The sequence below is a fragment of the Streptomyces sp. NBC_00876 genome (assembly GCF_045207435.1).
GTDB lineage: Bacteria > Actinomycetota > Actinomycetes > Streptomycetales > Streptomycetaceae > Streptomyces.
Genome location: NZ_CP108800.1, coordinates 927,018 through 947,965, shown reverse-complemented (window position 1 = coordinate 947,965; position 20,948 = coordinate 927,018). Strand labels below are relative to the sequence as shown.

The window sequence follows — 20,948 nt, the reverse complement described above, 5'->3', positions numbered from 1 at the left end:
CTCTCGTCAGGAAGTGGGAGGGCGCGTCAAGGTGCCGAGCCGCGGAGCAAGTCGGCGTACGGCATCATGATTCGGATGGCGGGCCAGGAGGCGGGCGAGGCGCCGGAGGTCGATCGTGACGGTTGCGGACCGGATCGCGGCCACGCCGTCGAGAAGCGGCGCCGTCAGGGCACAGGCGTGGTCGATCTCGCCGTCCGACGCATAGGCCAAAGCCCGGCGTACGCCGTACCGCACCTGGGTGCGGACCGCGTCCCGGGAGACCAGGGCGAGCTGCCGGTCCAGTTCCTCGGCGGCCTCCCGCGGGCGGCCGAGGTCGACCAGGCACCAGCCGGTCACCATGCCGACCGAGTCGGGCAGGTGCATGCTGCCGATCACCGGGCTGTCGGCGCCGTCCTGGCGGGCAAGGAGCGTGCGGGCGCGGTCCAGAGCGCGCCTGCAGGCGTCGCGGTCGCCTGCCAGCGCATGCCCCTGAGCCTCACGTTGCGCCGCCAGTCCCCGGATACGCGGAGGCAGTGTGCCGCTCTGGGCCCGCTGCGCCAGGGCGACCGTCTGCGCCGCGTCGTCCTGGTACAGCGTGATCAGGGCCCTGCGGACCAGCGCGTAGCCGCCCAGTGTGCGGTCGCCTCCGGCCGACGCCAGATCCACCGCGCGCTGCGTCCACCACAGTGCAGCACGCTCGTCCCCCGTCTCCTGCATCAGCCAGCCCACGTATTCGGCGTACCGGGAGCCGAGCGCCAGCAGGTCCCTGCGGGTGCCGGCGTCGGTGTGCGCCGACAGTTCCCGCAGCGTGTGGGTCTGGGCGATCAGGCCGGGAAGCAGGAACCCGGGCTCGACGCTCTGCCCCAGACGCCGGTAATGCGTGAACAGGGAGCGGGATGCCTCCAGCATGCCGGCGCCCGCGGACGGGGCGACCGGGCCGGGGGAGCCCATGGGCAGTCTCATCAACGAGGCGGCGCCGGCCCCCACGGCCTGTCGCCGTCCGACGGGCTGGAACCAGCTCGGGCCGTCCGGTGACAACTGCATGGTCCATTCCTCCTCATTGATTCCGTCAGCCGTCTGTAAGGGCGGCGTTTCGGCAGCGGGTCCGGTGGCCCGGGCGACAAGTGCTCCGTCGGCCCGGAGGGCGGCGTCGCACAGTCGGACGAGATCGCGGCTGGGTGCCTTGATGCCTCGTTCGACCTTGCTCAGCTGCGCCTTGCTGTAGTGCACGGCGGCAGACAGCGCGGTGAGGCTGAGTCCGGCGTCCAGGCGACGCTTCCTCAGCTCCTCGCCGAACCCGGTGGACGGCTGTGGCACGGGAACCTCCAGAACCGTCCGTCCGGGCGCAGGCGTTCGCAGGGAAAGCGTGCGGCAGTCCCGGCCGGACGGACAAGGTGATCGGTGCTGTTTCCCGTTTCCTTCTCCGCAGGTGAGGGGCGCTACTCCCGTGAATCGGGGGCCGTTCTCATTTTCGGGGGCGCAGTGTGCGGCACGTGCGCCCCTTCATCGGGCAGTCGGAGAGCCACATCCAGGAAGGGCAGACCTCACCCGAGGGATCCAGTCGCGATGCCTGCACCGGATATCAAATGAGCCGTAGACATGGCCTGTTGTGCCCATGTGCTACGTCATAAAGGGAATCACCGGAAATCACGGCCTCTGTCCGGTTGGATGAAATGGTCGGGCCCCGGCTCCTGGCCGGCTCACCGACCCAAGGCTGTGCGCGAACGAGGGGGGAACAGCCATCACGTCCACATGGAGTGCCGCAGAGGGTGACGGATTCCGGGCGGCCGTTCTCGCTCTGACCCGGCGGCGCATCGAGATCTACAGGGATGCCGGCGAGAGCTGGCGGTTCGCCGAAAGCCTGAAGTCCGTCAGCGAGGACACCGCCCAGGAGTACGAGGGCCGCACGATCCTCGAACTCGTGCAGAACGGCCACGACGCACTCGGCAGCGCCGAACCGGGAAGAATCGCCGTCCTGGCGGTCTCCCAGGAGAGCGGCGGGGTCCTGTACGTCGCCAACGAAGGCGCGGCGTTCGCCGAGGAGAACTTCCGCGCCATCACGGAGCTGGCCCTGTCGAGCAAGGCGGCGGGCGAGGGGATCGGCAACAAGGGCCTCGGATTCCGCAGCGTTCTGCAACTGACGGACTGGCCCGAGATCTACTCGAAGTCCTCGCCGTCCTCTCCCGGCTTCGACGGATACTGCTTCCGCTTCACCAGGCCCGAGGACGTGCGCACCCTGGTGGACGATCCGGCACTCGCGACCCGGGTGATCGAGGACATCTCGCCGCTGGCACTGCCGGTACCGGCCGATGTCACTGATCCCGTGCTCAAGGAACTGGCTGAGGACGGGTATTCCACGGTCGTCCGGCTCCCGCTGCGCGACCGGCACGCCTGGGGACTCGCGGTGGCGCAGGCGGAGAGCATGGTGGCGGGCGAGGCCCCGCTTCTGCTCTTCCTCGACCGAGTGGCCGAACTCCTCGTCGAGGTGCGCGACGGCTCCGATACCGCCTTCCGGCAAGCCCTCACACGTACCGAGCTCACATCGGACCTGGTCACCGCAGGCGAGAACGAATGGGTACGGGAGATTGATCTCGCCGGGGCGGGCCGCTACCTGCTGGCGCGTCGGACACTCGATCCCGAGGACCTGAACGAAGCGGTTCGCCGCAGTGTCCGGGCGCGCGAGATCGACGCCGCCTGGGAGAACTGGGATGCCGAGGCATGGGTGGCGGTCGCGCTGCGCCTCGACGCACCGCTCGCACACGGACGCATGTACACCTTCCTGCCGATGGCCGAAGGCGTCCACGCTCCATTCCCCGGTCATGCTCATGCCCCGTTCTTCACCAAACTGGCCCGCCTCGACATCAGTGAGGCCGTCGCTCTGAACGCGTACCTCCTTGACCAACTCGCCGCGCTGACACTTGAACTGGGCAGGCGCATCCGCGCGGAGACCCCGCATCCGCGCGCCGCGGACCTAGTGCTCGACCTCATGTGCTGGGACGCCCCGGAACGGCTGGACGCCGCCCTGGACGGGAAGCTCGCCGCCGAGCCGATCGTCCCCCTGCACGGCCGGGAGGCGTGGGGTTCGCTGCAGGACTCCTACGGATGGAACGACGGCAAGCGTTCCTGGCGCGTCCTCACCACGGAGGCATTCACGAGGGCCGGAGCCGACCTGCTGGCCCCGTCCGTCGGCCCGGTCCGCCACACGCGTCTGGACAAGCTGTGCAGAGCAGTCCTGTCCAGGTCCTTCCGACCGCCGGCGCTCCTGACCGCCGAGTGGGCCGAGACCGTGGCCCAGGCACTGCTCGGCGGGACGGAACCAGCAGGACAGGTGTGGGCGGACTTCTACAGTGACCTGTCCCAGGCATTCGCCAGGGACCAGGGCGTGTTGCGGGGCCGGCGCATCATCCTCACCCAGGACATGCGGCTGAGAAGTGCCCTCGGCAGCCGGGCCGGGTCCGGCAGGCAGGACGCGACCGTCTTCTTCCACCCCGAGCCCGACGACATCGCGGACGGCGACGCCGTCACCCGGGTCCCGGGCGACCTCAAGGCACTCCGGCGCCGTATCTCCTTCACCCACCCGGCGATTGCCTGGGACACGGCCGGACGCGGATTCCTCGAGCGCAACGCGCTTGTGCGCCCCTACCAACTGGACCGGGTCTTCGACGCGTTGGAGGATCTCCTCACCGACCATGCCTCGGAGGCGCTGGGCCGCGACGCCCTCACCTTCACCTTCCGGCAGTACCCCCTGCTGACCCAGGCCCAGCGCCGGCGGCTGGCCCGGATTCCCTTCCGGCTGCCGCTGGCCGACGCCGGCCGGTGGAGCAGCGCCGCACGCTGTTCCTTCTCACCCGCCTGGGGCACCGAGGGGGCGCGGCGGCTGGAGCGGTTCCTCGCCGAGGGCGGATCCCGGATCCCGGCCCTGGCCGCACAGCAGGACCAGTGGATCAGCGGACCCGACGACTGGCCCGCGCCGGTCCGGGACCGGGTGGCCTACGCCGAGTTCCTGGAGGCCCTCGGCGTAGGCGACGGGCTGAGACCGGGAGCCGTCGGGGAACGCCTGGGGGCCTGTCAAGGGTACGAACTGCGGCCCGCGGGCCTCGCCGTGCGCCTCGGGCTGGAGGACGCTCTCGCCGACGCCTGGTCGGCCGATGTCAGGAGCGGGTGGACCAAGTTCGCACATCCGTACACGCCGTACGAGTTCACGAAGGCGCCGGCGTACCTGGCGGGAGCGACCGAGGTCGCCGGGCTCGGCGCCGCCGCCCGACGCGAGTTCGCCGAGCTGCTGATGCACGGGCTCCGCACCTGGGGCGAGGACGTTCTCGCCGTCACGGTGCACAGGCCCACCTACCCCTTCAAGGACGCGCACGTCTGGCCCACTCCGCTGGCCTCCTACCTTCGAAGCCTGGACTGGCTCCCCGTGGAGGACCCGGTGGGTCCGTCCTTCGTCGAGCCTCGTCGGGCCTGGTTCAGCACCGACGGTGAACTGCCCGTCTTCGTACCCGCGTTGCCTCTCTCTACCCGGCGCCTGCTCGGCGACAGAGGCGTCGCCGAGCGGATGCTCCGGCTGGGGCTCCGCCGGTGGGACGATCCGCAGCATGCCGGGGCGGCGGTGAAACAGCTCGCTGACGTGCTCGACAAGGGTGAGGTGCCCGAGTACCTCAGCGTCTCGTTCAAACGGCACTACGAGCGGGCGTGGTCGAACATTGCCCGGACGGGCCGGTGGCCATGGGCGCCGGGTGAGGACGTCCGTCTCGTGGTGAGCCGCACACATGAGCTCGGCACCTTCACGCCGGCGGCCGACGGAACCCCGGTCATCGTCTGCGACGAGGCGGACCCCTTGAAGGAAGCGCTCATCGAGCCGGCCGGGCATCCCGTCCTCGTCGTACCGGCGGAGTCCGGTGACGCCGTCGTCCGCCTCGCCGAGGCGAACGGGCTGAGCGCGCAGCGCACGTCGGCGACCCATGTACAGGTACGTCATCGCGACGGCGCCCCCATCATGCCGTCGGGACAGACGGCGGTGTTCACCAGGGGACGGGAGTGGCTGTTCACCGTGGTCGCGCTCGTCATGGAACTCAAGTCCGGGGCGTTCGTGCGCCGCAGCGAGCGCGGCGTCCGTGCCGCGCTCGAACGGCTCCGTGCACTCCGCGTCGTGCACGCCGACGATGTGGAGATCACCGTCTCCGGGACACCGGCCGAACCGCCGTCGTCGACACGCGCACTGCCATTGCCGGATGACGAGCACCCCACGGTGGTCGTCTGGAGGAGCGACGAGGGCTGGGACGAGCTACAGGCGGCGACGCCCGCCGTTGCACAGCTGCTGGGCAGGCCGTGGTTGCAGGACGCGCTGGAACTGGTCCTGGTCAAACTCGAGCGGAGCTTCGACGGCCGCAGCCCCGCGCTCATCGACGACAGCGTCCTTGCGGCGGCGCTGGACACGACCGAGGCCAAGGTCACCGAGTTCAGGCGCAACCTCACCGGCGATGTGCAGGACACATTGAGACTGCTCCGCCCGGTACTGGTGTGTCTCGTCGCCGACACCTGGAACGAGGAGGCCGCCCACATCCTCGACCGCGCGGCCGGCGAGCGTGAGCTCGTCGAGATCATCGACCGGCTCGCGCCTGATCTGCCGCGCTCGCCGACGGATCTGGTGGCTCTGGCCCGCTCCTGTACGAGGCCCGCCGAGCTCCGGGACGAACTGAGGCTCGACTTCCAGCGGTTCAACGCCGCACTCGTCTCTCTCGGCCACCCTCCGGAGTACTACCCCGATCGCCATGAACAGGCCTTCGGAGACTTCGTGCGCGCCCGTTCCGGGATGATCCTCGACCGGCTTCGCGAGCGGTACGCCATGGTCGCGCAGCGGGGCGAGGACATCTCCCGTTACGCCGTGGTCCGCGGATTTCACGACCTGCAACCGGACCCGGACTGGCTTCCCCGGTTCATCACCCCGCCCGAGGAGGCGATGTACGGCAGGGTGCGGGAGTGGCTCCGTGCGCAAGGAGCCGAGGACGACCTCGAACGGTCCACCGAGCTCGAGCCCGTCGACCGGCTGCGTGTACGCAACGCCGCCACGCTCGACGCGCTCGTGCCGACCCTGGTTCCCCTGGTGGCCGCATGGTGCCGCCGCCACGGCGTTCAGGTGCCCGCCGGGTGGCACGGGGCGGCATTGCTGGAGTGCAAGAGCCATGTCGACGGCACCGGGCTGAGCGACCTGCTGGCGTTGAGCCAGGAACAACTGCTCGACGCGGTCGCACACGCGCTGGGGTGGCCCGCCGGAATGCCGCGTGCCGCGGATGCCGCGGCACTGGGTCTCACCGACAACGATTTCGCCCAGACGGCGCGGTCCCGGATTGCCGGCGGCTCCGTCGATGTCGCTCCGCGCACCATCACCATCGGAGAGGCCGAGGTCAGGGTCGGGCGCGACCAGCTCTCCACCATCGCGGACATTGCTTCGAGGACCATCGGTGAGGCGTTCCTCACTCAGTCGGGCAGGGCGCGCCTGGACACCGTGTCCGGTGTGCCCCGGCCGCGGCCCGGAGGTGCCGGTGGCACCAAGCCGCGCATCGTCGTCGCGAATGTGAACCAGGCCAACGACGACCAGCGGTCAGCCGTCGGCCTGGTCGGTGAGGTGGCCGCGCGTGCATGGCTTCAGCGCCACTACCCTCACGTGCGCTGGACCTCGGGCTACGCGGCCGTGGTCAACGGAGACGGTGAGGCGTCCGACAGCCTGGGATACGACTTCGAGGTGGCATGGCGTGACACCACCCGACGGTACGAGGTGAAGGCGCTGAGCGAACCGTGCGTCGGGCGGGTGGAGTTCGAGCTCGGACAGTCCGAGGTGGACGCGGCCCGCCGCCACGCCCGGGACAACCGCTTCCGCATCCTCCTGATCACCTCGGCCCTTGTCCCGGAGGACCGCCGCGTCTTCGACCTGCCGAACCCGTTCTCGGTCCAGGGCCGCGACCGCTTCAGGATGGTCAGCCGGGGAGTGCGGTATCAGTGCTCGCCCTTGGGGAGGGGGTAGCGAACGGGCCGCTACGTCTCGCCGATGACCGCGGCCCGTCCGGCGGTGCGCGGCGGCGTTCTGGCCGCCGCTCTCCGTCCCCGCTGCTTTCCAGCGGCATGCCGCTGGGCGCCGAGTACTGCCCCCGACAGACCTCAACGGGGTTCAGTGCTCGCAGAGGGAGAACTCTCGTTCGTAGAGCTGCTCGTTGTGCTCGGCGACGAAGAACTTGCGTTCCTGCATGAGTTCCTCGCGGTAGTTCTTGGCCTGTTCAAGCGTCATGGTCGAGGTGTCCGACCATGGTTGTTGCGGTGGCACGTCGGATGTCGAAACGATCTTCTCCGACGGGTCGACCAGGAAGAACGCGAGAATCTTGCGATATCCCGGACGGGTGGGGTCCGCGAGGCGGAACGATCCGACGCGGTGTTGCAGGATGTTCGGGAACGCCAGGCAGCGGCCCGCTGGGGTCGATGCCGATCCCAGCGCCTGGTTCAGTGCGTCCTCGTCCTCCAGGCCGTACACCTCACGCAGACCTTTGTCGTCGTTCTGTTCGTAGTGCGGGTCGTCGAGTGCCGCCCGGAAGCCCAGCCGGCTCTCGGTGATGTTCTCGCTGTCCCAGTAGTAGATGCCGGTCGATACGATCCGCTCGTTCAGCATCCCCTCGACATGCCAGGAACCGCCGGGGTACTCCGGCTCGTCCGGGGTGAGATGAATGGTGGCGAGCTTGACGATGACCTGGAGACGGCGGCCGCGCAGATCGACTCGGGCGGATCCAGCGGGCAGCTCGGGCGGGGCGAAGGCCGGGGCGTCCGGGATGACCGGGCGGCGGTTCTCCCACCAGTCCTCCTGGGCCACCTCCCAGGCATCGAGGGCCTCTGTGTAGGCCGCGTCACCACCGTAGGAGGATCTGTTCGGAGTCTCCGGCTCCGATTCGTACCATCCATAAGGATCGGCCTCGATCCGCAGGGGCCGCGGATGGCGCAGATCGGTGAGCACGTTCTCGAACAGAGGGCGCAGGCGCGCGAACAAGTCCGGCAGGACGGAGGCCAGTTCGTGATGAGTCTCGGGGTGGACGTTATTGACGTACGAACGGAACGTGACATCGCCCTCGGAACTGACGTCGATGTCCGTGGGCAGCCACTGGAATCTCTCCGAGAACTCGTACTTCGAGTAGCGGGCCGCCTGCGGGTTCTGCCAAGCCCGCTCGGGCGCACCGCTCACCTCTCTCACCAGACAGAACAGTGAGGGATGAACCAGATCCACCACCTGGCCGTCGGATCCGGGATGCCAGTCCTGCTCCGCCTCGGGGACCTGTTCCAGAACCCGAACCGCCTTGCTCAGCCGGGATCTGAGCCTGTCGTCGACCAGCGTGTCCGACTGCCACACCCCGTCGACGGCGGACACCTCGATGCCGGTCCGCTCGTCCCGCAGCTTCGCGTAATGCACGAGTTCCGCGAGCACGTATCGAACCTGCGCCTCGGTGAGCCCCTGGCCGACCGCTTCCTGCGTCCATCTGGCGACGATGCCGGCATCGTTCATCTTGTCGAACCACCCAGGCTTCGCCCGAAGGTGTGAGCTGCACTGCGTCATCTGAAGTTCCCGCAGCGTCCGGGGTGTTGCGAACGATATGGAACGGGCGACATGAAAGGGCAGCGGGAAAGCGGACAGGGCAGTCAATTCTCTTGGTCCTCCGAGTCGATGTGCGGTGGCGGAAAGGGTACTTCAGCACACTGACACCGCTGCCGAGCCGGCCGAGTGAGGCGGCAGGCAGGCGATCCTTCGGTCAATCGGGCTGGAAACGCACAGGTTCCGGAGCGTGCGGAAACGCGCAGCACATGTCGTACGTCATCCGGAGCCCGCGTACGTGACGCAGGCGCACCGGCGTTCACCGTGCGCGCCGCGGTGCGACTTCCACAGAGAGGTCGTTGTCGAGTGTGTAGTACGGACGGGCCGATACCCCGCCGAGCGTGGCGGCCGGGTAGACGAAGACCGTCTTGCGGTCCGCGATGTCGTCCAGCAGCCGGGCCACCCGGATCCGCGGCGCGCCGGCGGCCGGGCGGACGTACACGTCCCAGATCACCGGTGCCTCCCCGGCGCCCGGCCCTCCGCCCTCCGCCACGAGTTCCTCGTAGTCGACGGTGAACGAGAAGTCCTGGTCCCCCTCGACCCGGAGTGCGATCCGGCGTACGGCGGAGTCCTGCCCCCGTCGGGTCAGCGACACCGCCGCGCCTTCCCCCAGCCGGGCGCCGAGCAGCCGCGCCGTCACGGTCATCGAGTCATCCGTGAGGACGATCCGGCCGGCCTCCGCATGCGTGGCGCGCCGCCAGGCCCGTACGGCGAGCCGGCCGTCCTTCGTGGCGTACGGGATCCGGACCGCCGGCGGCGTGGCCCGGCCGTGGCCCCCGCCGGACACCAGCGCGCGCAGATCACGCAGGCCGGGCAGCAGCGGTGTGCGCTCCTCGCCCGGCGCGCCCACGACGTAGGCGTCCCAGCGGCCCTCCTCAAGAGCCGGGGCCGCCTCCAGTACGGCCCGCCACTGATCCTGGCCCACGGGCTCCAGGTCGACGTAGCGGCCGGTCCCCTCCGGCTTCCCCTTCTTCGGGCGCAGCTGAAGCAGCAACCGGGGACGCGCCGAGACGGGCAGCGGCAGCCGGACTCGTACGAGCAGCCGCCCTCCCTCCTGCGCGGTCACCTCCCCGCGGGGCTTCTCCACCGGTCCATTCACGCCATCGCCATCGCCATCGCCATCGCCGTCACTGCCACTCATCGCCGTGCCTTCCGTACGACCCTCGCGACACTGCCGGCCGCGACGAGCAAGGTGTCCCTGGCCGCGTAGCCGCTGCTCACCAGGGCGTGGTCCGTTCCGCGAGCCGCTCGGCCGTCGCTCCGGGCCGCCAGCAGTTCCTCAAACAGCTGCTCGGCCTGGGCCACGACGGGAGTGGGGGCGTAACGCCGGGAGTTCTCCAGCGCGGTGCGCCCCATGCGCCGGCGCAGTTCGTCGTCCCTCACGAGGTCCAGCAGGGCGCCGGCCAGCGCGTCCCGGTCGCCGACGGGAACCAGCCGCCCGTCCTCACCGGGGGTGATGATCTCGCCGGGTCCGTACGCACAGTCGGTGCTCACGACAGGAAGCCCGCAGCGCATCGCCTCGACGATGGTCATGCCGAAGGGCTCGAAACCGGACGTCGCCGCACCGATCGAGCCCTTGACCCACTCGGCTTCCATCGGGGTCACCGCGCCCATCAGGAAGACGTTGTTGTACAGCCCGAGCCGGTCGATGAGCCCGCGCAGCCGCTCCTTCTCCTCGCCCCTGCCGTAAATGCGCAACGTCCAGTCGGGATACTCGGCGGCGACCGCGGCGAAGGCCTCGATCAGCAGGTCGAACCGCTTCACCGGTGCCAGCCGCCCGGCGGCAACCACGACGCGCTCGCTGCCGTCCGCCGGTGGGAGGGCCGGGGCCGGGACACTGTTGGGCAGCGCCTGCACACGTACACCCGGCAGCCGCATCTTGCGCCGGTAGGCGGCGGTGTCGGCCTCCGTGACGGGGGTGATCGCGTCCAGGCGCGGATATACCCGGCGCAACGCCTGGCGCAGCCGCGGCGGGTGGTGGTCGAGCGTGAGGTGCTCCTGTCCGACCCGCACCGTCCGCGCGGGGGCCTGGAGGGCCAGGTGGACATTGAGGCCGGGGCGGGTACCCACGACGACGTCGGCGTCGAGTGTCGCCAGCGCCTCGCCGATGCGCTCATCGGTGAGCGCGCTGTACTCCCGGTAGCGGTACTCGGACGAGGGAAAGATCTTCGCCGGAGTCAGATGCCGCGGGTCGTTCTTCTCGTGCCGCACATCCACCAGGGGCCGCAGCCGCACGCGCGGGTCGAGTGCGAGGCTGGGCCGCTCCCGGTTCCGGAGCGCCGAGATGATCTCCACACCGTGCCGATCGGCCAGCGCTCGGGCTAAGTTGAACGTGGTGGTGATCGTCCCTCCTATCCCATATGCGTTGTGAATAAGAAATGAGATTTTCATGCCGTACATGACGGTCATCACCTGCGGAAGGTTGCCTGCGTAACCCCTCGGCGAGAAAAGATCCCCTGCCGTGACCTACCGGCCGGCCCATCACCGGACCCACCGGCCGGGGCTCTCACCTCAGCCCCGACGCCTGGCGTCCACGTCTGTCCATGCCCCTTGCGCCTCCAACTGCCGCCTCAACTCAACTCGTACAGGTGATGACTGATCGTTTCCTCGCGGCGGGCGGGAGTGACTTCCATGGCACCGTGCAATGACTGAGGGAGAGCGCCTCCATGTGACGGGGCGCCTTCCAGAGAGGTGCAGCGTATGCAGATCCGGAGGGCGGCACTCGCCGTCGTCATGAGTGCGGTGGCGCTCGGCGCCACCGCCGCCGCAGCGGCCCCGGCATCCGCCGGTCCCCAGGCCACCAGCTGCGGCGAGGCCGTCCGTAACACGCGCTCCGATCTGCAGCAGGCAGGGGCACCGACCGGCGCCACCGACTGGCAGGGCGTACGCAACGCCGCGCAGGACTTCCTCAACCAGCACCCATGGAACAGCCCGGGTACCCAAGCCCTACAGGCGGACGTCAACGACCTCAACCGGCTTTGCGCGCCGTGAGGTATGTCCGGTGCGGCGCTGTTCGGCTGCCCACCGCTCCGGACCGCCGCACGTGATCACCATCAGTAGGACAGCCGTGTACGGCTCTCGCCGTCCTCGCTCTGCTCACCACGATGGCGGCCGCGGTGCCCGCAGTGGCAGCCGGCCGCCGACTGAGGGAACCGACCCGTCGCGGCAGCACGGCGGGACTGCTGCGGGGTGCGGCGGCGGGGTGCGGCGCGCTGCGGAACCGTACGCACGGATCGCGACGCCTGCCCCGCGCTGCGGAACCGTACGCACCGCACCGCGACGCCTGCCCCGCGGCCGCACACACGGTGCCGCGGGGCAGGCGTCGTTCCCGTCCGGCCGGTGGCCGGTCCGGGCGCTGTCAGTGAGGCAGCCCGACCGCCCTTTCGCCGCTGCGCCGCTGCTGGATCACGACGGCGATGACGAGGAGCGCGCCCTGGGCGACGTTCTGCCAGAAGGTGTTGATCCCCTGCACCGTGAGACCGTTCTCGAGGCAGCCGAGCAGGGCCACGGCGAGCAGGGTGCCGCCGATCCCTCCCTTGCCTCCCTTGAGCGCGGCGCCGCCCAGGGCGGCCGCGGTGATCGCCTTGAGCTCGAGGCCCTCGCTGCCCGAGACGGGCTGGCCCGAGCCGGTGCGGGCGGTCAGCAGGATGCCGGCGATGGCGGCGACCACGCCGATGAGCGCGTAGACACAGATCAGGTACTTGTTGATGTTGATGCCGGCGAGGCGGGCGGCGGTGTCGTTGCCGCCGATGGCATACAGATTGCGTCCGATGTCGGTGTACTTCAGCAGCAGGTGGACGGTGACGGCCACGACGATCAGGATCCAGACCATGACCGGCAGACCGGCAATCTTGCCGCGCCCGAGGAAGATGAAGACATCGTTGTTGAGGACATAGCCCTGCGCGCGTCCGTCGGACAGGAGCTGGGCGAGTCCCTTGTACGCGGCGAGGCCGGCGAGTGTGGCGATGGTGGGGTTGACCCGGCCGTAGACGATCACGAGCCCGTTCAGTGCGCCGATCAGCATCCCGACGCCGACGGCGGCGGCCATGCCGAGGAAGGCGTTCGAGCCGGCCGCGGTGAACGTCATGGCGCTGACGACGGAAGCCACGCCGACCTGAGAGCCGACGGAGATGTCGAGGCCGCCGCAGATGATGACCACGGTCTGCACGATCGCGAGCAGCCCGGTGATCGTCGCCGCTTCGGCGATGACCTGCATGTTCGACAGACTCAGGTAGTTGTCGTTCAGGACACCGAACAGGATCAGTACGACGGCGAGCGCGCCGATCAGGCTGACGTTCTGGCCGCCCAGGCCCGCGAGGAGGTTCGGCCGACGCGAAGCCGGGCCGTCGCCGGGGGAGCCCTTCACGTCCGGGGAAGGGGTACTGGTGAGGGTCATGATGCGGCTCCGGGGGCGGTGCCGACGATGTCATCGGCCATGGCGAGTTGGAGAATGGATTCTTCGGTGGCTTCGCTGCGGTCGAGCTCGCCCGTGATCCGGCCGCCCTGCATGACGACGACACGGTCGGCGAGGCCGAGGAGTTCGGGGAGCTCGGAGGAGATGACCAGCAACGCGACTCCCTCGGCGGCGAGATCGGCGATGATCTGGTAGATCTCGGCCTTCGCGCCGACGTCGATGCCGCGGGTCGGTTCGTCGAGGACCAGGACCTTGGGCTTGCGGGCCAGCCATCGGGCCAGGACCACCTTCTGCTGGTTGCCACCCGACAGCTTGCGCACCTCGTGGTCGATCGAGGGGGCGCGGACCCGAAGCCGGTCGGTGTACTCCTGCGCGAGGCGGCGTTCGGCCGCGCGTCGGACGAAGCGGAAGCGTCGCAGCCGGTCCAGCACCACGAGCGAGGTGTTGTCCTTGATGGACTGCTGCAGGAACAGGGCCTGGGCCTTGCGCTCCTCGGGTGCGAGCCCGAGTCCGGCGCTGATCACCTCACCCGGGCGGCCGCTGCGCAGCGGCGTGCCGTCGAGCGTGACCGTACCGCTGCGGATGGGGAGGTCGCCCGCGAGCGCGAGGGCCAGTTCCGAGCGGCCGGCCCCGATCAGGCCGGCGAGGCCGACGACCTCGCCCGCCCGCACCTGCAGCGAGATGTCGGTGACATCGTCGGTCGTGAGGTTCTGGACGTCGAGGACCAGCCGGTCCACGGCCGCACGCCGGCGCACGAATACGGAGGACAGGTCGCGGCCCACCATCCGGCGCACGAGCTCGCCCTCGTTCGTGGCACGGGCGTCCTGGACGCCCACCAGGCTGCCGTCGCGCAGCACGGCGATGCGGTCGGCGAGCTGGAAGATCTCCTGCATGCGGTGCGAGACGTAGACGATCGCGATGCCCTCGTCGCGCAGCCGCCGGATGAGTGTGAAAAGAGCGTCCACCTCGTGTTCCGACAGCGAGGAGGTGGGTTCGTCGAAGGCGATCAGCCTCGCGGTCGTGCTGCCGGTGAGGGCGCGCATGATCTCGACCAGCTGGCGTTGTGCGGGCGTGAGCTGCGAGCCGAGCAGGGCCGGGTCGAGGACGTGGGCGAATCCCAGCCGGTCCAGGTCGGCCTTGATGCGCCGGTTGAGTTCGGCCCGGTCCAGCATCCGCCCGCGCCTGCGGGGCAGGGCGCCGGCGTAGACGTTCTCCGCCACGGAGATGTGGGGGATGATCTCGGGTTCCTGGGGGATGATCCGGATGCCGGTGGCCCGTGCGCGGGCGGGGGAGTCGAGTGCGATGTGCTCCCCGTCCACGACCACGCTCCCCTCGGTGGGCTGGTGGTCACCGGTGAGGATCTTCAGGAGGGTGGACTTGCCGGCGCCGTTCTCGCCCATCAGCGCGGTGATCTGTCCGGCGGGGAACTCGAGCGTGACATCGCCGAGCGCCTGCACCGTACCGAAGCGCTTGGTGATGCCCGACACGGCGACGGGACAGGGGTGGGACGCCGCCGGGCCGCCGGGGGGTTGTGGTGCGGCGGCCGGGTGTTGCGCTGGGATCATGGGTCGGTTCACCTCGATGGCATGGTGCAGGCAAGGTCGGGGGCGCGCGGTGCGGTCACCGGCGGGCGGCGGCGGGTCGCAGCCGCCCGCCGGGAGTACTCAGCTGCAGGTGACTCCGGCGCTCTTCCACGAGGTGTGGTCGACCATGGTGGTGGGGGCGAAGGCCTCGGCAGGGAACTTCTTGCCGTTCTTGAGCTTGTCGTACATGGTCTGGACGGCCAGGGCGCCGACGTCCTTGCCGTTGATGAAGAGCGCCGCCTTCATGCCGGTCGGCTTGTCGGACTGCCACTCCTTGCAGGCGAGGTAGGCGCCGAGCCCGACACCGATGACCTTGTCCGGGCTGATGCCCGCATTGGCGAGCGCGGTCACGCCGCCCATGACGTTCTCGTCGTTGCAGCCCCAGATCACCCAGTTCTTGACCTTGGAGTTCGCGGTGACGGTCGCGGCGATCTTGTCCTGGGCGCCGGTGGGCGTGTTGTCGGTGGGGACGTCGATGGTCTTCACACCGGGAACGGCCGCCTGGAAGGCCTTCTTGGCGCCGGTGACCCGGTCGCCGCAGACCGTCACGTCCTGCTTCCACGCCGAGATGACGCGGGTGTCCGAGGCCTTCCAGCCGGCCTTCTTGTACTCGGCGGCCGCGCGCTTGCCGACCTCCCCGCCCATCTGGGCGCCGCTGAAACCGATCCGCGGCACGAGGTCGTCCTTGCCGCAGGCGGCCGGGTCGGGGCCGGTGGCGCAGATCTGGTCGTCGGACGTCAGCAGCGCGACCTTGCCGTCCTTGGCGGTCTGCACGACCTGCGGACCGACGGCCGGGTCGGGTACGACGATGATGACCCCGCTCGTCTTCTGCGCGATCGCCGACTGCACTTCACTGACGGTCTTGTTGGCGTCGTTGCCGAGGTTGACGACCTTGAGGCCGATACCGAGCTCCTTCGCCTTGGCCTTCGCGCCCGCGGCCTCGCCGATGAAGTACTCCTGGTCACCCTGCTTCTGCAGATACGTGAGCGAGATCGCGCCCTCGACCTTGCCGGCCTGGTCGTCGGTGGTGGTGGCCTCCTTGCCCGAGGAACACGCGCTGCTCAGGCCGAGGGCCAGCAGCAGACCGGTGGCGGCGGCCGCACGGCTGGGGGTGGAACGGAACATCGGTGGCTCCTTTGTGCTGACAGCGACCGCCGCTTCACAGACGCGCGGAGGCCGGCTCGAGAAGAGGGCGGAAGGGGTTGCGGGGCGAAGAGCGCCTCGACAGGGAACCTGGATCTTCGAAATCAAACAGGATCCAACGTTTAACTACATAACACAACGTGTCATCTTGAACGTCAAGAGTTGTGACGCGTCGAGACGAGTCTGTGATGTTCGGTTGCCGGTATGTGTGAACGGGCAACAAAATGCCCTCAGTTCGCCTGAACGTGCCATCGATGCCGATAGCGCGCACAGGCGTACTGAGGGCGCAACAAAAGTGAACAGGCCCAGGGGATGGGCTACTTGACGGTGAACCCCTGGTCCTTGCCGTACTTGACGCTCGCGTCCTGCCAGGACTTCAGGCCGTCGGTGAGCTTGGTGGAGGAGACGTACGCCTTGCCCACGGTGTCGTTGAAGACCGAGTTCGCATAGACCTGGTAGGGCAGGTAGGACCAGTCGGCGCCGACGTTACGGGCCGACTCGGCGAAGACCTGGTTGGCCTTCTGGCCGCCGAAGTAGGGGAACGGGGTGTCCAGGAACGTCTTCGACTCCAGGTCGGCGCGGGTGGCCGGGAAGGCACCCTCGGCGACGCGGGTGCTCGCACCGGCTCCGGTGGTCGCGAACTCCGTGAAGGCGTAGGCGAGTTCCTTGTTCTTGGCTGCCTTCGGCACGGCCAGCGAGCTGCCGCCGTTCTCCGCGCTCGCCTTGTCGCCCTCGGTCCACTGCGGCAGCGGTGCGACCCGCCAGTCGCCGGAGGCGGACGCGACCCCGGAGGTGAGGTTCGCCGGCATCCAGGCACCGATGGAGAGGGTGGCCAGGGATCCGTCGGCCAGGCCCTTGTACCAGGCGTCGCTCCATGAGCTGATCGGCGCGACCAGCTTCTCGTCCAGGAGCTTCTGCCAGGTCGCGGTGTACTTCTTGGTGCCCGCGTCGCCGAAGTCGACGGTGACGTCCGTGCCGTCGGTCTTGTAGGGGCGGCCGCCGGCCTGCCAGATGAGGCTGGTCGTGGCGCCGGCATCACCGGTGTCGTTGGTGATGAAGATCTTCGGGTCGGCCTTGTGGAGGGTGCGGGCCGCGTCGACGTACTCGTCCCACGTGGCCGGCACCTTGATGCCGTGCTTGTCGAAGACCTTCTTGTTGTAGAAGAAGGCCATGGGGCCGGAGTCCATGGGCAGCGCGTAGACGGCCTTGTCCTGGGTGACCGCGTTCCACGGGCCGGGCGTGAAGGTCTTGTCGTACTTCTGCGCACCGTAGGAGGACAGGTCCTCGACGGACTTGCCGATGGCGAACTGACCGAGCGCGTAGTACTCGACCTGCGCGACATCGGGGGCGCCGGAGCCGGCCGCGATCGCGTTCTGCAGGGCGGTGTACTGCTTGTCGCCGGTGCCCGCGTTGACCAGTTCGACATCGACCTTGGGGTACTTCTTCTCGAAGTCCGCCGCGACCTTCTTGAGCGTGGGCTCCCAGGCCCACACCGTTACCTTCCCGCCCTTCTCCAGTGCGGACTTGACGTCCTTCGGGCCGCTGCCCCCGTCGCCGTCCGCGGCGTCGGAACCGCAGGCCGTGGCGGTCAGAGCGAGTGCGGAGACCACGGCGAGTGCGCCGAGCAGTCTGCGGGTGTGCGTTCTCATGGGCTGTGCTCCTGGTCGGTCGTGCGGGTGGAGTGGGAGAGGGGTGGAGGCAGGGGCGGGGCTGTTCCCTGACGCTGCCTGCGGTGGGCCGGGGCTATTCCTTGACGCTGCCCGCGGCCAGGCCGGACTGCCAGAACCGCTGGAGCAGCAGGAAGATCACGACGATCGGCACGATCGTCAGCAGTGAGCCGGTGATGATGAGGTCGAAGACGGCCTCACCGCCGGCGGTCTGGGCCTGGGCGTTCCAGGCGCTGAGGCCGAGCGTCAGCGGGTACCAGTCGGGATCCTTGATCATGATCAGCGGCAGGAAGTAGTTGTTCCAGGTCGCGACCATGGAGAACAGCAGGACGGTGACGGTGCCGGGCATCAGCAGCGGCAGGGCGATCGTGAAGAAGGTGCGCAGCTCCCCGGAGCCGTCGATGCGCGCGGCTTCCAGGAGCTCGGTGGGGACGGCCTCGGAGGCGAACACCCACATCAGGTAGAGCCCGAACGGGGAGATCAGGGACGGGATGATGACGGCCCACGGGGTGTTGGTGAGACCCATCTTGCTGAACATCAGGAAGGTGGGGACCGCCAGAGCGGTGCCCGGGACCGCCACGGCTCCGAGGACGACAGCGAAGACCGCCTTGCGTCCGGGGAAGTTGTACTTGGCGAGGGCGTATCCGCCGAGAACGGCCAGGACTGTGGCGCCGCCCGCGCCGGCGACGACGTACAGCAGGGTGTTGAGCAGCCAGCGGACGAACACTCCGCCGTCGTAGGTGAGGGTGCGGGTGATGTTGTCCCAGAGGTTGAAGTCGTCGGCGAACCAGAGCCCGAAGGAGTCGAGCAGCCCGTTCTGGTCCTTGGTGGCGTTGATGACCAGCCAGCCGAGCGGCAGCAGGGTGTAGATGAGGGCCAGGCCCGTGACGAGCGTGAGGGGGAGGCTGCGGCGGGGGCTGAGCGGGGTGTGCGGGAGCCGCTTGCGGCGTCTGGACGTCATGCTCGGGGCCGCGGTCACCGGAGCGGCGCCGGCGGGCCCGGCGGCTTCGGTCGCCGCCGCTGTGGTGAGGGAGGTGGTCATCGGCTCAGCCCTTCCGCATGCCGCGCAGCTGGACCGCGTAGGCGATGATCGCGGTGATCACGCCCATCACGATGGCCACGGTCGCCGCGTAGTTGTGCTGCTGGCCCGCGAAGGACAGCGAGTAGGTGTAGAGGTTGGGAGTGAAGTCGCTGGTGATGGCGTTGGGCGCGAGCTTCTGGAGGATGCTCGGCTCGTTGAACAGCTGGAAGCTGCCGATGATCGAGAAGATCGTGGCGATGACGAGCGCACTGCGGATCGCCGGCAGCTTGACCGACGCCACGATGCGCCACTCGCCGGCGCCGTCGATCGCCGCGGCCTCGTAGAGCGAGCGCGGGACGACCTTGAGCGCGGAGTAGAAGATCAGCATGTTGTAGCCGACGAACTCCCAGGTCACGATGTTGCCGATAGCGGCGAGGACCAGAGAGGGGGAGAGCGGATCGGGAAGTGTCACCCCGAAGGTGTCGTTGATGTTGCCGACGAGGCCGAATCGGGTGCCGTAGATGAAGCCCCAGATCAGGCTGGCCACGACGGCCGGGACTGCGTACGGGAGGAAGACCGAGACGCGGAAGAAGGCCGTGCCGTACAGCCGGCCGCTGTCGATCGCCAGGGCGATGAGCAGCGCGAGGCCGAGCATGATCGGTACCTGGACCAGGAGGAAGAGACCCACGCGGGCCAGGCCCTCCCAGAACCGGGGGTCCGCGAGCGCCTCGCTGTAGTTGTCGAGGCCGACGAAGGACGTGCCCCCGATCAGGCGGTCCCGGAAGACGCTGAGGTACAGCGCGTATGCGATCGGGGCGAGGAACACGAGGCCGAAGACCGCGACGAACGGACCGACGAAGCCCCAGCCGACCAAGGCCTCCTTCCGGCGACGGAATTTGGTTCGTCGGCGCGGCGATGGGGCCGCCTGCGCAGAGGTCGTCAGGAGCGTCATGGTGGTTCCTTGCGTCGTGACCGACTGGTTGGGAACGGGACGGAGACAGCGAAGGCCTCGACAGGAAGGCCGGAAGAAGTAGGACTCGATGATCCATGTTTACGTAATCATCGGGTGGCTTGATGGTTGCATCACCGTCAGATGGGCGTCAAGCACAAGGAGGTAGCGATCAAACATGATTTGGCGGAGAGGGTGCGATTTCGGCGCTCGGGAGGGTTGCCCCGACGGCGGCTCGGTCGGCCGGCGGGGCTGCGCCGGGTGAGGTGGGGGAGCGGGGGTCCCGTCGCGTGACCGCGCAACCTCCCCGTGGAGGCCCGGCAGGGGTACGCCTACGGCTCGATGGTGCACCGACGCGCCCGCCGGCCCGGTCCGGGGGCGGGCCGGCGGGGTGGCGCTCGGAAAACCGCCAGGTGGGCGGGCCGGCGGGGCGGTGGTCGGAAATCCGTCAGGTGGGCGGGTCGGCGGGGCCGGGAATCCGTCAGGCGGGCGGAGGCGCCGTGCTGCCCCGGATCACCAGGGTGGGCTCGACGGCGAGTCGCCGCGGAGCGTTGCTGCGGCGTTCGATCTGTTCCAGCAGCAGGGTCACGCAGTGCCGGCCCACCACATCGAAGTCCTGGTGCACCGTGGTCAGTGGCGGCTCGAAGAACGGAGCCTCGGGTACGTCGTCGAAGCCTGCCACGCTGATCTCGCCCGGCACGGACCGGCCGGCCTCGTGCATGGCCCGCAGGACCCCCAGCGCCATCTGGTCGTTCGCCGCGAAGACCGCCGTGGCGTCGGGGATCTGTGCCAGCGTACGGCCAGCCAGGTAGCCCGATTCGGCGGTCCAGTCCCCGTGCAGGGTCGGACGTACCGGGGCACCGGCCGCGACGAGCGTGCGCTCCCACGTCTCGGCGCGCCTGCGGGCGGCGAAGGAGTCGCGCGGACCGCTGACGTGGTGAACGGTCCGGTGGCCGAGTTCCAGCAGGTGGCTGACCACGCTCTGGGTGCCACTGGCCTGGTCGAAGTCGACGTTCGGGTACTGGTGCCCGGTGTCGCCGTCGGCGACGACCACCGGCATCGTGGGCGGCAGGTGCAGCGACGGTGTGTCGAGCATCTGCGACTCGATCAGCACGATGCCGTCGACGGACTGCAGCATGAGGTGGCGGAAGGCCTGCCGTACGGCGGCTTCGGTCTGTGCCCGGACTCCCATGAAGTTGACGGAGAAGCCCGCCTCGCGTGCCGCGTCGGCGATGGCGCCGAGCGTACGGGCGTTGCCGTGCGCGCCCACGTCGAAGCTGACCACGCCGATCGCGCCGAACTTGCCCGTGACCAGGGCACGTGCCGCCGCGTTGGGGCGGTAGCCGAGCTCCTGCATCGCGGCCAGCACCCTGGCGCGCGTGGTCTCGTCGACGTTGTCGTGGTTGTTGGCCACGCGGGAGACGGTCTGTGACGACACACCCGCCTTCGCCGCGACCTCCGCCATGGAGGGCCACTTGCGGGGCGGGCGCGAGCGGGGCGTTCTCGTTGCCTTGTCCGCCACCTTCGACCGATCCTTCCCCGGGGTTCGAGGGCGCGTGGGTGCCG

General features: G+C 69.2%; 13 protein-coding genes. 2 read left to right on the top strand and 11 right to left on the bottom strand.

The window, feature by feature from the left end; translation table 11 throughout:
• Positions 1–6: 6 nt before the first annotated feature.
• The gene (locus OG782_RS04020; protein ID WP_406448002.1) at positions 7–1,296 is read right to left on the bottom strand and encodes a helix-turn-helix domain-containing protein; all 1,290 of its coding nucleotides are present in this window, start codon (positions 1,294–1,296) and stop codon (positions 7–9) included.
• Positions 1,297–1,693: 397 nt separating this feature from the next.
• On the opposite strand from OG782_RS04020, the gene OG782_RS04015 reads away from it, so the two are divergent.
• Positions 1,694–7,000, top strand: a complete 5,307-nt coding sequence (locus OG782_RS04015) for a sacsin N-terminal ATP-binding-like domain-containing protein (protein WP_406458832.1) — start codon at positions 1,694–1,696, stop codon at positions 6,998–7,000.
• A gap of 144 nt (positions 7,001–7,144) precedes the next feature.
• On the opposite strand, the gene OG782_RS04010 is transcribed toward OG782_RS04015, so the two are convergent.
• The 3 genes from OG782_RS04010 to OG782_RS04000 form a co-directional block, all read right to left on the bottom strand.
• A complete protein-coding gene (locus OG782_RS04010) occupies positions 7,145–8,656 on the bottom strand; it encodes a DUF4246 domain-containing protein (protein WP_406448001.1) in 1,512 nt (503 codons plus the stop codon).
• A 208-nt stretch (positions 8,657–8,864) separates the two neighbouring features.
• On the bottom strand, positions 8,865–9,746 hold the full coding sequence (locus OG782_RS04005; RefSeq protein ID WP_406448000.1) for a hypothetical protein: 882 nt from the start codon (positions 9,744–9,746) through the stop codon (positions 8,865–8,867).
• Complete coding sequence (locus OG782_RS04000) at positions 9,743–10,996, bottom strand: glycosyltransferase family 4 protein (protein ID WP_406458830.1); 1,254 nt, start codon at positions 10,994–10,996, stop codon at positions 9,743–9,745. The genes OG782_RS04005 and OG782_RS04000 overlap by 4 nt, the downstream gene beginning before the upstream one ends.
• Positions 10,997–11,305: 309 nt before the next feature.
• Here OG782_RS04000 and OG782_RS03995 point away from each other — a divergent pair, with 309 nt between their 5' ends.
• Positions 11,306–11,596: a hypothetical protein gene (locus tag OG782_RS03995; protein ID WP_406447999.1), complete on the top strand. Its 291-nt coding sequence runs from the start codon at positions 11,306–11,308 to the stop codon at positions 11,594–11,596.
• Between the two features lie 367 nt (positions 11,597–11,963).
• On the opposite strand, the gene OG782_RS03990 is transcribed toward OG782_RS03995, so the two are convergent.
• The 7 genes from OG782_RS03990 to OG782_RS03960 form a co-directional block, all read right to left on the bottom strand.
• Entirely contained in the window at positions 11,964–13,001 is a 1,038-nt protein-coding gene (locus OG782_RS03990) for an ABC transporter permease (RefSeq protein ID WP_406447998.1), read from the bottom strand.
• Positions 12,998–14,584 (bottom strand): sugar ABC transporter ATP-binding protein, encoded by a 1,587-nt coding sequence (locus tag OG782_RS03985; protein ID WP_406447997.1) that lies wholly within the window; start codon positions 14,582–14,584, stop codon positions 12,998–13,000. Before OG782_RS03985 ends, OG782_RS03990 begins: the two co-directional genes overlap by 4 nt.
• 99 nt (positions 14,585–14,683) lie before the next feature.
• Positions 14,684–15,727, bottom strand: a complete 1,044-nt coding sequence (locus tag OG782_RS03980; protein WP_406447996.1) for a substrate-binding domain-containing protein — start codon at positions 15,725–15,727, stop codon at positions 14,684–14,686.
• A 335-nt stretch (positions 15,728–16,062) separates the two neighbouring features.
• Complete coding sequence (locus OG782_RS03975; protein ID WP_406447995.1) at positions 16,063–17,394, bottom strand: ABC transporter substrate-binding protein; 1,332 nt, start codon at positions 17,392–17,394, stop codon at positions 16,063–16,065.
• 94 nt (positions 17,395–17,488) lie between these two features.
• Positions 17,489–18,454: a carbohydrate ABC transporter permease gene (locus OG782_RS03970; RefSeq protein ID WP_406447994.1), complete on the bottom strand. Its 966-nt coding sequence runs from the start codon at positions 18,452–18,454 to the stop codon at positions 17,489–17,491.
• A gap of 4 nt (positions 18,455–18,458) precedes the next feature.
• A complete protein-coding gene (locus OG782_RS03965) occupies positions 18,459–19,385 on the bottom strand; it encodes a carbohydrate ABC transporter permease (protein WP_406447993.1) in 927 nt (308 codons plus the stop codon).
• 478 nt (positions 19,386–19,863) lie between these two features.
• A complete protein-coding gene (locus OG782_RS03960; RefSeq protein WP_406458828.1) occupies positions 19,864–20,847 on the bottom strand; it encodes a LacI family DNA-binding transcriptional regulator in 984 nt (327 codons plus the stop codon).
• Positions 20,848–20,948 lie beyond the last annotated feature (101 nt).

What these genes read in the sequence shown, in the direction of transcription:
- OG782_RS04005 (WP_406448000.1), bottom strand. Translation starts at nt 9,746, where the DNA reads ATGAGTGGCAGTGACGGCGATGGCGATGGCGATGGCGATGGCGTGAAT.
- OG782_RS04000 (WP_406458830.1), bottom strand. Translation starts at nt 10,996, where the DNA reads ATGAAAATCTCATTTCTTATTCACAACGCATATGGGATAGGAGGGACG.
- OG782_RS03995 (WP_406447999.1), top strand. Translation starts at nt 11,306, where the DNA reads ATGCAGATCCGGAGGGCGGCACTCGCCGTCGTCATGAGTGCGGTGGCG.
- OG782_RS03990 (WP_406447998.1), bottom strand. Translation starts at nt 13,001, where the DNA reads ATGACCCTCACCAGTACCCCTTCCCCGGACGTGAAGGGCTCCCCCGGC.
- OG782_RS03985 (WP_406447997.1), bottom strand. Translation starts at nt 14,584, where the DNA reads ATGATCCCAGCGCAACACCCGGCCGCCGCACCACAACCCCCCGGCGGC.
- OG782_RS03980 (WP_406447996.1), bottom strand. Translation starts at nt 15,727, where the DNA reads ATGTTCCGTTCCACCCCCAGCCGTGCGGCCGCCGCCACCGGTCTGCTG.
- OG782_RS03975 (WP_406447995.1), bottom strand. Translation starts at nt 17,394, where the DNA reads ATGAGAACGCACACCCGCAGACTGCTCGGCGCACTCGCCGTGGTCTCC.
- OG782_RS03970 (WP_406447994.1), bottom strand. Translation starts at nt 18,454, where the DNA reads ATGACCACCTCCCTCACCACAGCGGCGGCGACCGAAGCCGCCGGGCCC.
- OG782_RS03965 (WP_406447993.1), bottom strand. Translation starts at nt 19,385, where the DNA reads ATGACGCTCCTGACGACCTCTGCGCAGGCGGCCCCATCGCCGCGCCGA.
- OG782_RS03960 (WP_406458828.1), bottom strand. Translation starts at nt 20,847, where the DNA reads ATGGCGGAGGTCGCGGCGAAGGCGGGTGTGTCGTCACAGACCGTCTCC.